The 13,216-nt window shown below is 62.9% G+C and carries 12 protein-coding genes; all 12 read left to right on the forward strand.

The annotated features are described in order from the left end of the window. Nucleotides 1-2: 2 nt before the first annotated feature. The 12 genes from M5C71_RS01785 (at nucleotide 3) to M5C71_RS01840 (ending at nucleotide 13,209) form a co-directional block, all read left to right on the forward strand. A complete protein-coding gene (locus tag M5C71_RS01785; protein WP_247263117.1) occupies nucleotides 3-1,445 on the forward strand; it encodes an efflux transporter outer membrane subunit in 1,443 nt (480 codons plus the stop codon). A gap of 182 nt (nucleotides 1,446-1,627) precedes the next feature. Then, on the forward strand, nucleotides 1,628-2,674 hold the full coding sequence (locus M5C71_RS01790) for a phytoene/squalene synthase family protein (protein ID WP_103497475.1): 1,047 nt from the start codon (nucleotides 1,628-1,630) through the stop codon (nucleotides 2,672-2,674). A gap of 63 nt (nucleotides 2,675-2,737) precedes the next feature. Further along, entirely contained in the window at nucleotides 2,738-3,940 is a 1,203-nt protein-coding gene (locus tag M5C71_RS01795) for a DUF3142 domain-containing protein (protein ID WP_103497474.1), read from the forward strand. Beyond that, nucleotides 3,927-6,101: a hypothetical protein gene (locus tag M5C71_RS01800; protein WP_248767068.1), complete on the forward strand. Its 2,175-nt coding sequence runs from the start codon at nucleotides 3,927-3,929 to the stop codon at nucleotides 6,099-6,101. Before M5C71_RS01795 ends, M5C71_RS01800 begins: the two co-directional genes overlap by 14 nt. Nucleotides 6,102-6,212: 111 nt before the next feature. Further along, on the forward strand, nucleotides 6,213-6,443 hold the full coding sequence (locus tag M5C71_RS01805; protein ID WP_103497472.1) for a hypothetical protein: 231 nt from the start codon (nucleotides 6,213-6,215) through the stop codon (nucleotides 6,441-6,443). A gap of 223 nt (nucleotides 6,444-6,666) precedes the next feature. After that, nucleotides 6,667-7,647 carry a nucleoside-specific channel-forming protein Tsx gene (locus tag M5C71_RS01810; protein ID WP_103497471.1) on the forward strand — a complete coding sequence of 327 codons (981 nt, stop codon included), beginning with the start codon at nucleotides 6,667-6,669 and terminating at the stop codon, nucleotides 7,645-7,647. 23 nt (nucleotides 7,648-7,670) lie between these two features. Next, on the forward strand, nucleotides 7,671-8,708 hold the full coding sequence (locus M5C71_RS01815) for a purine nucleoside permease (protein WP_248767069.1): 1,038 nt from the start codon (nucleotides 7,671-7,673) through the stop codon (nucleotides 8,706-8,708). A gap of 67 nt (nucleotides 8,709-8,775) precedes the next feature. Continuing rightward, nucleotides 8,776-9,498: a dienelactone hydrolase family protein gene (locus tag M5C71_RS01820; protein WP_177099022.1), complete on the forward strand. Its 723-nt coding sequence runs from the start codon at nucleotides 8,776-8,778 to the stop codon at nucleotides 9,496-9,498. A gap of 82 nt (nucleotides 9,499-9,580) precedes the next feature. Continuing rightward, nucleotides 9,581-11,062 carry a helix-turn-helix transcriptional regulator gene (locus M5C71_RS01825; protein WP_248767070.1) on the forward strand — a complete coding sequence of 494 codons (1,482 nt, stop codon included), beginning with the start codon at nucleotides 9,581-9,583 and terminating at the stop codon, nucleotides 11,060-11,062. A gap of 141 nt (nucleotides 11,063-11,203) precedes the next feature. Continuing rightward, nucleotides 11,204-11,446: a DUF1652 domain-containing protein gene (locus M5C71_RS01830; RefSeq protein WP_103497467.1), complete on the forward strand. Its 243-nt coding sequence runs from the start codon at nucleotides 11,204-11,206 to the stop codon at nucleotides 11,444-11,446. A 215-nt stretch (nucleotides 11,447-11,661) separates the two neighbouring features. After that, nucleotides 11,662-12,330 (forward strand): GntR family transcriptional regulator, encoded by a 669-nt coding sequence (locus tag M5C71_RS01835; RefSeq protein WP_103497466.1) that lies wholly within the window; start codon nucleotides 11,662-11,664, stop codon nucleotides 12,328-12,330. 72 nt (nucleotides 12,331-12,402) lie between these two features. Further along, a complete protein-coding gene (locus tag M5C71_RS01840; protein ID WP_248767071.1) occupies nucleotides 12,403-13,209 on the forward strand; it encodes an ABC transporter substrate-binding protein in 807 nt (268 codons plus the stop codon). Nucleotides 13,210-13,216 lie beyond the last annotated feature (7 nt).

Genomic DNA, 13,216 nt, shown 5'->3' on the forward strand with positions numbered 1-13,216 from the left:
ACATGATGATGGGTCGACGCGCCCCCTGCCTGGTCCTGCTGCTCAGCCTGAGCATCAGCGGCTGCATGGTCGGGCCGGATTACCAGAAACCGCCGATCGAACTGCCGCAGACCTTCAAGGAAGGCGCGCAGTGGCAGCGGGCGGCCGCCAATCCCCAGGGGGCGCTGGACAGCCAGTGGTGGCTGGATTATCACGATCCGGCCCTCAACGACCTGATGATCCGCGCGGCCAAGGCCAACCAGTCGATTGTCGCCGCCGAGGCGGCTTATCGCCTGGCGCAAGCGCAAGTCGCCTCCAGCCGGGCCGGGCTCTGGCCGACGGTGACCGCCGGACTGTCCGGTTCCCGCGGGGTGGGCAAGAGCGGCAGCAGCGGGGCAACCACGAGCACTTCGGGCGGTTCGGTCGAACAGAGTGTCAGCGCCACCCTCGGCGCCAGCTGGGAGCCGGACCTGTGGGGCCTGGTACGCCGTGGCATCGAGTCGAGCCAGGCCTCGGCCCAGTCCTCCGATGCCCTGTTGGCGGGAGTCCGGCTGTCCATCGGCGGTAGTGTCGCCAGCAACTATTTCGGCATCCGCCAACTGGATATCGATATCCGCTTGTTGAACGAACAACAACGGATCAATCAGCAACTGCTGGACATCACCCAGACCGAATACACCCAGGGCACCGCCTCCAACGACCAGTTGCTGGTGGCCCAGGACCAACTGACCACGGTAGTGGCGGCCCTGCAGACCTCGCAGCGTTCACGCGAGCAATTCGAGCATGCCCTGGCGGTGCTGGTGGGTGTGGCACCGGCGCAGTTCAGCCTGGCGCCGGTCGACAGCTTTGCCTTCAACCTGCCGGCAACCCCCCTGAGCCTGCCGTCGGGGCTGTTGCAACGGCGTCCGGACGTCGTCGCCGCCGAACGTTCAGTGGCCGCGGCCAATGGGAAAATCGGCGTTGCCGAGGCGGCGTTCTATCCCAATCTCGACCTCACGGCCCAGGTCGGCTACACGGGCAGAGCCCTGGGTGGCCTGTTCTCCTTGCCGAACCGGATCTGGAGCGTCGGCCCGGCGCTGGCCGAAACCCTGTTCGACGGCGGTGCGCGTTCGGCGGCGGTCAAGGAGGCCGAAGCCAGCTATGACGAGGAAGTCGCCAACTATCGCGGCACGGTGCTCAGCGCCTTGCAGAACGTCGAAGACAACCTCTCGGTACTCAATCACCTGCAGATCCAGGCCCAGGCCTACCAGCAGATCTACCAGCGCAACCAGCAATTGTTCGGCAGCCAGCAGGCCCAGCAGAAGGCCGGCACGGTCAGCCTGCAAGGCGTGTTGACCCAGCAACTGATCCTGTTGCAGACCGAGCAGAGTCTGCGTGACACCCAGGGCCAGTTGACCCAGGGCAGCGTCAGCTTGATCCAGAGCCTGGGCGGTGGTTGGCAAGGGGGCGATTTGACCGGTAAGTGAGGCGTCGTGGCCTGTCGGTTTGCCCAGGGGGAGGCCACTCCGACGACGGTGTCGGTGAATGTTTTTTGCGGTGGGCGCTGGCTCGTTATAACAATCTGTTGCAAGGCGGTATCTTGTCGGTGTTTTCCAGCCGTTAAGATGCACACGCCGCAAGCGATTTCTTTTATTCAACGAGCCTGACCATGCCCTTTACCCAAGCAACCGGAGCATTGGCACCGCAGAGCGCCCTCGGTTATCAGGAGGCGATTTTCCCTCAGGTGTCTCGGTCTTTTGCCCTCACCATCCCGCAATTGCCGCCGCCGTTGAACACGGCCATGACCACCGCCTACCTGCTCTGTCGGATCGCCGATACCATCGAGGACGAGCCGACGCTGTCGATTACCGACAAGCAGCATTATGAAGCGGCGTACATCCGGGCAGTTCTCGGTGAGATCGATGCCCAGCCGTTCTGTGATGAGCTGGGCCCTTTGCTTTCCGAGGCCAGTTCGCCGGCGGAAAGAGCACTGTTGAGTCAGTTGCCACGGGTACTGGAAGTGCTGCGGACCCTTGACGAACCGCAGCAGGTGGCCATTGTGCGGTGCCTGCGGGTGATGTGCCTCGGCATGGGGGATTTCCAGCGGGTCGTTGGTTTGCAGGGGCTGGAGACCTTGTCCGAGCTCAAACGCTACTGTTACTGCGTTGCGGGCGTGGTGGGCGAAATGTTCACCGAATTGTTCGTCGACTTCGCGCCGGAACTGGTGGTTCATCAGGAGCGGATGGCGTCACTGGCCGTGTCGTTTGGCGAGGGGTTGCAATTGACCAATATCCTCAAGGACCAATGGGAAGACCGGCAGCGTGGCGTTTGTTGGCTGCCACGGGACCTGTTTGCACGACATGGCGTGTGCTTGTTGTCGTTGCACACGAGTACGCAACCTGGCTATGGGCCGGCGCTGACAGAACTGATCGGCATTGCCCACGCTCATCTGCGCCGAGCCTTGGACTACACGCTGCTGATTGCACCCGAGCGCGCCAGCTTGAGGTTTTTCTGCCTGCACTCCATTGGCCTGGCGATACTGACATTGCGTAACCTGCATCGACGTGCCGATTTTCATTCCGGGTCGCAGGTGAAAGTGCCCCGCGGCCTGGCAATGACAACCCTCGGCACTCTGCGCTCGCTGGGTGGAGACAACGCTGGCTTGCGGGGGCTGTTCGATCAGGCGACCCGTTCGTTACCGTTGACCCGTCTCTGAAGTGCCGCGCTGTTGAGGTAAGATGCCGGCAAAACAGGCCCGCCGTGTTCGATAAGGGTTCGTATGTCCTTGATTTTTTCTACCCGCAGGCTAGTGCCCCTCGGCCTGCTCTTGCTGTTCAGCGGCTGCCAGCCCGCACCGACAACGCCCCTCGACCAACAACTCTACATCTGGCAACGCCAATGGCGCCCGGCCCATGAGCAGGCGCTGGCCCGGAGCCGGGCTGACTTCTCGACCTTGCGGGTGCTGGCCCTGCAGGCCCAGCCCAAGGCCGGGTGGAGCAGGGCGCGGGTGGATCTGGCGCAACTCAAGGCCGATGGCCGGCCGGTGATCGCGGTGGTTCGCCTCGACGGCCAGCTTCCGGCCCTGGATCTGGACCTCGCGCGCACGCAAATCTCGACGCTGCTGGCCGATTGGCAGGCTGGCGGCGTGGCGCCCGCCGGGCTGGAAATCGACCATGACAGCGGTAGCGCACGCCTGCCGGGTTATACCGATTTCCTGGTCAAACTGCGCGGCCTGTTGCCTCCTTCATTGAAACTGAGCATCACCGCCTTGCCGGCCTGGCTCGACAGCCCGCAGTTACCGGCCTTGTTGCAGGCGGTCGACAGCAGCGTGTTGCAGGTGCATGCCGTGAGCAACCCGAGGCTCGGGCTGTTCAATCCTGGCCAAGCCAGGGACTGGGCCGAGCGCTGGGGGCGGGTCAGCGACAAGCCGTTTTACCTGGCGCTGCCGGCCTATGGCGTGGCCTTGTTGCCGGACGACCAGGGCGGGCCCGTGGTCGAAGGCGAAGTCGCGCTGAACCGTGGCGGCGAACGCCGCGAACTGTTGGCCGATCCGCAGCAACTGGCAACCCTGGCCCAACAACTGCGGACCACGCCGCCGGCGCATCTGGCCGGGCTGATCTGGTTTCGCCTGCCGCTGCCCGGTGATCGCCGCGCCTGGAGCCTGGCGACCCTGCGCGCGGTGGCCCGTGGCGAAGCGCTCTCAAGTCAATGGCAGGTTGAACTGTCGGCCCACGACGGCCTCTACGACATACGCCTGGCCAATGTCGGCAATCTCGACCGGCCGCTACCCGAGCGCGTGGTGCTCGACGCCGAGCAATGTGATGGTGTCGACGGCATCAATGGCTATACCTTGCAGCAAACCTCGAAGCAGCTCATTTTTACCCGCCAGTCCAGCGCGCGTATCGCCGCTGATGGCCAACGTGCGCTCGGCTGGGCGCGCTGTACCCGAATCGATCAAGGAGCGTGGAATGTCTACCCGTAACTGGCCTCGGCACCTGCTGTGCCTGTCCCTCAGTCTGCCGTTATCGGCATTGGCCTGCGGTCCGGACTTCCCCTTGCGTCTGCTGAATGATCGCGCCCAGTCCCTGGCCGATCTGCCGGAAACCAACTTCGCCTTCGAGGTCGACCGTCTCGGCGAAGCCGTTGCCGGCCTGAAACCGGCGACCGAGGCGACGCTGACGCCGTACTGGGACAGCGATGACAACAGCAAGCCCTATCGCGAGCAACGGGATAAGGTGGAAGCCAGCGAACTGCCGGAAAACCTGCGGGCCGAGGTGACGCGCTTGCGCGGCCTGCAAGATCCGCAGCAGGTCGAAACCCAGGGCGCCAGCCTGCCGGCCGAGTTGCGGCTGTATATCGCCGGTGCCGTGGCCTTCCAGGCCGGTGATGCGCAGCGGGCGGTGGAGTACTTCCGCCAGGTCCTGGCCTTGCCGGCCGACCAACGCAAGCTGCGCAGCACCTGGGCCGCGTATTCCCTCGGGCGGGCCTTGGTCGCCCTGAGTGTCCAGGCCGAGGCGGGTGTCGATACCCCGGCGGATAACGCCAGCGCTCCGGCCGCCACCAGCATTGAGCTGCAGGCCCAGGCCCGGCTCGCGTTCCAGCAGACCCGGGACCTGAGCGCCGGGGATTTCAGCGATCCGCTGGAGCTGGGGATTGCCAGTCTGGGTGAGGAAGCCAGGCTGGTCAGGCTCGACAATGACTGGAACCGCGCCATTGCGCTATACGCCAGCCAGAGCCGGCTGGGTTCCAACAGTGGCTACACCTCGCTCAAGCAGATCGCCGGCGAACTGGCGGGGTTGCCGGATGATGAGCTGCGTACCTTGCTCAAGGAGGAAAACGTCCAGGAGCTGTTGACCGCCTATGCGTTGAGCCGTGTTGGCGGGGCCTTCGATGAACAGCCGGAGCAGGACCTGCGACTGTCCAAGTTACTGCTGGCCAGTGCCGCCGGTAGTCTGGACAACGCTGATCGCCTGGCCGCGCTGAGCTACCAGAAGGGTGACTACGCGGGAGCCAAGGCCTTTGTCGAACACGCCGGAGACGGTGGTATGGCGTGGTGGGTGCGGGCCAAGCTGGCCCTGCGCGACGGCGACAAGGTCCAGGCCGCCAGCGCTTATGCCAAGGCGGCCAAGGCCTTTCCCAAGGATGAAGCCTGGGGCACGCGGCGGGCGCCGGACTGGAGCTTCGAGACCGTCCAGCCCGGCTGCCGGGTCGAGGGTGAAAGTGCGATCCTGGCACTGGACCGTGGCGACTACCTGCAAGCGTTCGACCAGCTCTACCGCAGCCAGGACATCTATTGGCAAGATGCCGCGACCGTGGCCGAGCGGGTGCTGACGACCGACGAGCTGAAAACCTATGTCGATGCCCATGTGCCTGCGGCGCCGGCGGCAAAGCCCGAGGACAAGGAGAATTACGTGCGCCGCCCGGTGGCTGCGCAACTGCGTGAATTGCTGGCCCGACGCCTGCTGCGCGAGGGGCGCTACGATGAGGCACCGAAGTACTTCGACAGCCCCGAATTACAGGCGACAGCGCGGGATTATGGCCGTGACCGCCAACAAGCGGTGTCGCGTTGGACCGCCACTGGGCGCGCCGAGTCGTTGTTTGCCGCGGCTACCATAGCGCGAAAGTCGGGTATGGAAATCCTCGGCTACGAGATGGCGCCGGATTACCGCACCCTGGACGGTTACTACGCCCTGGACACACCTGCGTTGCAACCGGCAGCGTTTCTCGAAACCGCGGAAATCCAGCGACAACAGGCCACCGTGGCCAAGCCCGACCGGCGTTATCACTATCGTTGGGTCGCGGCGGACCTGGCCAGCCAGGCCGCCGACCAGTTACCCCATAGCAGCCAGGCTTTCGCCGCCGTGCTGTGCAAGGCGGCGAGCTGGGTCGCCGGGAGCGACGAGGAAATCCAGTTCTACCAGCGTTATGTCGAGCAGGGTCCGTATGTGAGCTGGGCGACGAATTTCGGCCAGCAATGCCAGGAGCCGAACTTCGACCAGGCCAACAAGCGTTATCTGACCGAGCCGTTGAACGCCGTACGCTCGGCGTTGCGGCCTTACAAGGTGGCGCTGATCGCAGGCGTCCTGGCGCTATTGGCCGGGTTGGCGACACTGTGGGTACGTCGGCGTAAAGCGAAGCTTTGAGGCAAGGAGGGCCAGGGCGTGCTATTGCTTAGGGATGCATCGCCTTGAACCTTTCATGAAGGGGCGGCTCTGGAACTTCATGTATTGCCCACAGAACCAAGAGGTGACGATATGCCGGTCAAGCACGATTTGCTCGCGGACCTGAAGTTGAACAAAGAGGCGCTGGCGCAACACAGGAGCAAGGACCCCAGGCTCAACCAACTGCTTGATCAATACGACGATATCGACAAGGAAGTGCTGGCGGCCGAGTCGGCCCAGGCGGCGGATGATCCGTTGCGAACGCTGAAGGAACGGCGACTGAAAGTGAAGAACCAGATCGTCGAGCGTCTCCAGGCGCTTTGATCCCTGTGGGGGCTGGATTGCTGACGATAGCAATCCAGCATTTGCCCCCGAATTCCCTGACCAAATCGACAGTTTTGACATTTAATTTCCATATATTTCAATATTTTGTAGGCGCTTGTTACCGCTATATGTAAGGTTGTGGGTGAGGCCAGGGAGTGCCGCACCATCGGAGGACGGTACGCCTGGCCGTTTCCACCGAGCACCATAAAAACAGGGAGTTTCAATGTCCGTCTTGTTCCAGCCGCTGCTCCGGCACGCCGTGCCATCCCCGCGTTTTACCCGTCTTGCTTTATCCCTGCTGTTCGGCAGCCTGACGCTGCTGACCCATGGCGAAGCCCAGGCCCAATCGGCCCCTGTCGATGAGTCCGCCCAGGGCGAAGCACTGAGCCCCGATGCAGGACCTGCGGCGAAGCAGGGCGCCTACCTGTCCGACTGGTTCAACCAGGACCTGACCGTGATCGGCAGCAAGGACATCAGTTTCGGGCCTCGTCCGGCCGATGACGTCTACCTGGAATACGAATACTTCGGTCGTAAGGGCCCGTTCGAACTTTACGGCTATGTCGATATCCCGAAGGTCTTCGGCATCGGCAACAGCCATGACCAGGGCGCCTGGGACCACGGCTCGCCGGTGTTCATGGAGCACGAACCACGCATCTCCATCGACGCCCTCAGCGGCCGCAGCCTGGCGATCGGCCCGTTCAAGGAATGGTATGTGGCCTTCGACTGGATCTACGATCACGGCAGCCGCACCGCCAACCGCGCCAATACCCTCTACAGCGGCCTGGGTACCGATATCGACACCCATTCGCGGGTCAATCTGTCGGCCAACTTCTACGGGCGCTACCAGTGGGAGAACTACGGCGCGAACAACGAGTATTCGTGGGACGGCTACCGCGCCCAGCTCAAGTACATCGTGCCCATCGACCACTTCGGCAATGGCGCGTCGCTGACCTATATCGGCTTTACCAACTTCGATTTCGGCTCCGACCTGCACAAGACCGATCCGGCGCGTACCGCCAATGCCACGGTGGCGACCAACGTGCTGCTGTATTCCTTTACACATTTGCGTTTTACCCTGGTGGGACGCTATTTCCACAACGGCGGCAACTGGCGCGACGGCAGTCAGCTGAATTTCGGCGACGACGATTTCCGCGCCCGTTCCAACGGCTGGGGTTATTACGCCGGCGTCGGCTACCAATTCTGAAACCCTCGTTAATAGGAGCGTTCATGCGTACTGTGACTCGTCACACCCTTATCGCTGGCCTGCTGCTCGGCAGCCTGGCCGGACAGCTGGCCTGGGCCGCACCGACGGCGCCGATCAAGCCCAAGGTCATGTTGATCACCATGTTCGCGCCGGAAGCGCAGACCTGGATCGATCGCCTGGCCCTCAAGCATGAAATCCCGGTGCCGGGCCTCAGCGCCGAGTACCCGAACATTCGCTGCAATGACCAGGACACCTGCCTGCTGGTGACCGGCATGGGCCAGACCAACGCCGCCGCCTCGACCCTGGCCCTGGCGTTGTCGCCGCAGTTCGACCTGCGCCAGTCGTACTTCCTGATTGCCGGTATTGCCGGGATCAACCCCCATCAAGGCACCATCGGCACCGCGGCCTGGGCCCACTACCTGGTGGAGTTCGGCACCCAGTGGGAACTGGACGCGCGGGATGCGCCGAAAGACTGGCCCACCGGCTACATCGGCATCAACACCCGCGGGCCGAACGAGAAGCCGCCGCTGGACTACAAGACCGAAGTCTTCGAACTCAACCCCAAGCTGCAGGCCAAGGCGTTTGCCCTGTCGCATCAGGTGAGCTTGAGCGAGAGCAAGGAATCCGCGGCCTGGCGGGTCAAATACCCTTATGCGCCAGCCAACCAGCCGCCGGTCGTGACCCGCTGCGACACCCTGGCGGGCAACACCTGGTTCTCCGGGACACGCCTGAGTGAACGGGCCGAGGTCTGGACCCGCTTGCTGACGGACAACAAGGGCGTCTACTGCACCACCCAGCAGGAAGATAACTCCACCTACGAAGCCTTGCTCCGCGCGAGCAAGGCCGGGCGGGTGGATATCAATCGCCTGGCCGTGGTCCGTGCCGGTTCGGATTTCGACCGGCCGTATCCGGGCTACAGCGAAGTCGACAACCTGCTCAAGTATGCCGACCAGGGCGGTTTTGTCCCGGCCCTGGAAAACCTGTACCGCGCGGGTAACCCGTTGGTGCAGGCGATCCTCGGCAACTGGAAAGCCTGGGAGCAGGGCGTTCCCGAGAACTGAGTGATTCGGTGGGGCGCGCCGCCAGTGCTAAGCTGGGCGCCCACCGATCGCCCGGAGAACCCCGACCATGCTCAAACCCCTGGCCCTGGCCTTGTTGCTGGCCTGCACCGCGTCGGCGGCACAAGCCGAACTGCTCGCCGATATGCCGTTGACCTACCAGGCCCAGGCCAATGCCGATACCCACGACCAGCCGTTGGTGATTTTCCTGCATGGTTACGGCAGCAACGAAGACGATCTGTTCGGCATCAAGGACGACCTGCCGGCCAACTACACCGTGCTTTCGGTGCGCGGCCGCCTGGAACTGGACCTGGGCGCCTACCAGTGGTTCCACAAGAAGGTCGGGGAGGCGCAGTACGACGGCGACAGCGGCGATCTGTTGCAGAGCGCCGCGGCCATCACCGACTTTGTCACCCGGGTCACGGAGAAATACCACACCCAGCCCGACAAGGTGTTCCTGGTGGGTTTCAGCCAGGGCGCAATGATGACTTATGAGGTTGCGCTGCGGCATCCCGAGGTCCTGCGCGGTATCGCCTCCCTCAGCGGCCGGGTGTTGCCGGCGTTGCGTTCGGAACTCAAGGGCGGGGCGAAGTACTCTGGGTTGAAGGTCTTTATCGGTCACGGCACCGCCGATCCGCAGGTGCCTTATGCCGGGGCGACCGAGGCCCTGGGCGTGCTGAAGGGCCTGTCCATCGAGCCGCAGTTTCACTCCTATCCCGGCGTCGGCCACACCATCAGCGCCACGGAAGTCGAGGATCTGAAAAACTGGATCAGTGCTTCGTTGCAACACTGACCGGCCCGACGTTTTTCCAATTGCACTTGCGCGTTGCTCGGGGGTCAGATGTTTGACCTAACCGGGCCACTTGGGATAAACGATGAGCCAGGATGTCCTCGCGACCGAAACCAACCGCCGCCAGTTGCAGCAGATCATCGCCGGCCTGTCCGAAGGCGTGATCCTGATCGAGGTCGACCAGAGCATTCTCTGGGCCAACGATGCCGCACTGGCCATGCATGGCGTCAGCCAGCTCAGCGAACTGGGCGCCAATGCCGAGCAGTATCAGGAACGCTTCAACCTGCGTTATCGCAACAATCATCCCCTGAGCGCCGACCAATACCCCATCGTCCGGGTTGCCAATGGCGAGACCTTTGACGATCTGGTGGTCGAGATGAGTGTCCAGGCCGATGAGCAGACGCCCCTGTGCGTGCTGCGTATCAGCAGCATGATCCTGACCAATCGCGCCGGCGACCCCGAGTCCCTGGTGCTGATCATCAGCAACGCCACCGACTGGGCCAGTGCCGAACAGCGCTTCGAGAAAGCCTTCAGTGCCAACCCGGCACCGGCGGTGATCTGTCGGCTCAGCGACCTGCGCTACGTCAAGGTCAACCAGGGCTTCCTGGAGATGACCGGCTACAGCCGCGAACAGGTCATCGGTCGCTCGGTCTACGAACTGGATGTGCTCGAAAACGCCGAGCGCCGGGACCTGGCCATCCAGCGCCTGGGGGAGGGCGCCACCATTGCGCAGATGCAGGCGGAGATCAGGCTGGCGGACGGTGGCAGCAAACTGGTGATCGTCGCCGGCCAGCCCCTGGATATCCACGAGGACAACTGCATGCTGTTTTCCTTTATGGACCTGGAGCCGCGGCGCAAGATCGAAATCGCCTTGCGCCAGAGCGAGGAGCGTTTTGCCAAGGCCTTTCGCCTGACACCGGTACCGACCCTGCTCTGCAGTGCGGACAACCAGCAACTGATGGACGCCAATGAAGCCTTCCTGAACATCACCGGTTATGCCGCCGAAGAATTGCTTGGGCACAGTGTCCAGGCCGTGGGGTTTATCGAGGATGGGGTGTTGTGCGAACGACTGTTCGTGGCCCTGGAAAAAACCGGACGCCTGGAGAGCCTGGACCTCCGGATCCGCCAGAAAAACGGTGAGCCCATCGATTGCGTGCTGTCGGCCGACACCGTGCTGATCCAGGATGCGCCCTGTTACCTGCTGGTGCTGACCAATATCACCGAGCGCAAACGTTCGGAGCTGGAGCTGGTGACGGCCATCGAAGCGGTGATGCAGGACGCCTCCTGGTTCAGCCAGAAGCTGATCGAAAAGCTCGCCACGGTGAAAAGTGTCAGTGCGCCCAACCTGCCGGGCTTTTCCCTCGCCGACCTGACGCCGCGCGAACGCGATGTGCTGGGCCTGATCTGCGAGGGCCTGGCGGACAAGGAAATCGCCGCACGGCTCGAACTGGCCCTCAATACCGTACGCAATCACGTAGCCACGGTGTACTCCAAGCTCGACGTGCACAGCCGCAGCGAGGCGATTGTCTGGGCGCGCGAACGTGGCTTGTTTGTCACCAGGCGTTGAGGGTGCAAATGCACCAGTGCCACCAGTGCATATACGGGTGTAGAGCTTCCACGGTTTTTCTTAGCATGGTTGCCTGACGCGCGGGCGGGTCGCCCGCGTGACGAATAACCAGGTACGGGACTCACCGGTGTGCTCTCTCTAATGGAATTACGCAGCTTGCTCGAAAGCGGCTTTGCGCCCCTTGCCTGTGAATGCCTGCTGGGCGAAGCGTCGCTGAGTGTCAGGGTCTATGACCCCGAGAGCGGGCGGGTCGACCTGATGGTCACGGGCATAGCCCTGAACCTGTTGCACCGGCGCGAAGGGGCACTGCGGCTACTTGAGGAACTGCGCGAGGAACTTGAGTCCAATACGCTCAAGGTCGAGCGCGCTTCCGGCGCCCGTTAGCCGAGGTGTTACCGGATACTTTGCTTCACCTCTTTGGCGCGTCCCTGCGCTCTTTTGTAGCAGTCAGCCGTTACGCCACGCCCTCCTGAATAGCCCTGTTTCTGACAAAAGCCTATTCCTATCAAACCCTTGAATGCATTTTCAGGAAGCTGGCACGCGTTATGCTTTTTTTGTATTCATGGATAATTGGATACAAAAAGACAAAGGTGCTTCCCATGCAATTCGCTCCCGCTTACGTTGACCGTCAGCCCCGGACCGCCGAGGAGGAGGCCTACACCTTTCTGCTGGAGGCGATCTGTGGCGGTCGTTACCGCAAAGGCGACCGGCTGATCGCCGAGGACATCGCCGGCGAGATCGGCATGAGCCGCATGCCGGTGCGCGAGGCCTTTCGTCGCCTGGACGCCCAGGGCCTGGTGACCCTGCGGCCCAATCGCGGGGCGATTGTCAGCGGCCTGGAGTTCGACGAGCTGCAGGAAGTCTTCGATATGCGCAGTGCCCTCGAAGGCCTGGCGATCCGCGTGGCCGTGCCGAAGATCGGCGAACGCCAGTTGGCGGCCCTGGAACGGATGCTCGACGAGATGGACGACTACCGCGACGAAAGCGCCGAGTGGGTCAGCCGGCATCGGGCCTTCCATGAATACCTGTGCAGCCTCAGCGGCCGGCCACGGCTGATGAAGCAGATATCGGCCCTCTATTCACTGATCGAGGCGCCGATGCGCCTGTGGTTGCAACACAGCGAAAAGCCCTTGAGCGCACGCCAGGAACACGCGGTGATCCTCGACGCGATTCGCGCGGGCAATGCCGCGCACGCCGAGGCCGTGGTGCGCCAGCACATCGAGGGCACGGTGCCGGCGCTGATCGATTTTCTGCAAACGAAAAAATAGAACCGGGCTCAAGCCCGGCCGTGTCTTGACTTTGAGAACTGCCCCGTTATCAACGAACAGGAGTGTCTGGTCATGCATAAACCTCGCGTGTTGTTTGCCGCTGTATCCCTGGTGCTGCTGGTGCAGGGGGCGGTCGCCGCGCCCCAGGTGCCGGAGCGTTTGCAGAAGGTCGCAAAACTGACCTATTGCTCGGGCATGGATTCACCCCCGCTGGTGTCGTTCGACGAGGCCCAGAAGCCCAGGGGCCTGACCGTCGACCTGGGTCTGGAAATTGCCAAACGGCTGGATAACAAGACGGTGCAATGGCGGGTCATTCCCTTCTCCGGGCTGCTGCCGGCGCTGCTGGCGCAACAATGCGACATGATCGTCGACCAACTGTTCGACAAGCCCGAACGGCGGGAAGTGATCGACATCGTCAACTACATGTATTCCAGCCAGTCGGTGGTGGTGCCCAAGGGCAATCCGAAGCACATCAAGGCCCTGGACGATCTCTCGGGGCACAAGGTGGCGGTGCTCAACGGCTCGACCATCAAGACCCTGCTTGACGCCGAGAACGACACCCTGGCCAAGGCCGGCAAGACGCCGATGAAGCTGGTGGTCTACAACACCGACACCGATGCCTTCCAGGCCCTGCGTATCAGCCAGGTCGACGCCTACGGCACCACCGTGGAAACCGCCGGTTACTACGCCGCCATGGCCCCCGATCTGTTCGAAGAGGGCGTGCCGGCCTTCAGCCGGATTCTCACTGGCCTGGGGATTCGCAAGGACGATCCGCAACTGGGCAAGGCCGTGCAGCAGATCGTCACTGATATGCGCAATGACGGCAGCTACGCCCAACTGCTGGGCAAATGGCATGTCGCCAGCGACACACTCGACTGAGGCGGGC

Source organism: Pseudomonas sp. MWU12-2345 (assembly GCF_023242385.1).
GTDB classification, from domain to species: domain Bacteria; phylum Pseudomonadota; class Gammaproteobacteria; order Pseudomonadales; family Pseudomonadaceae; genus Aquipseudomonas; species Aquipseudomonas gingeri_D.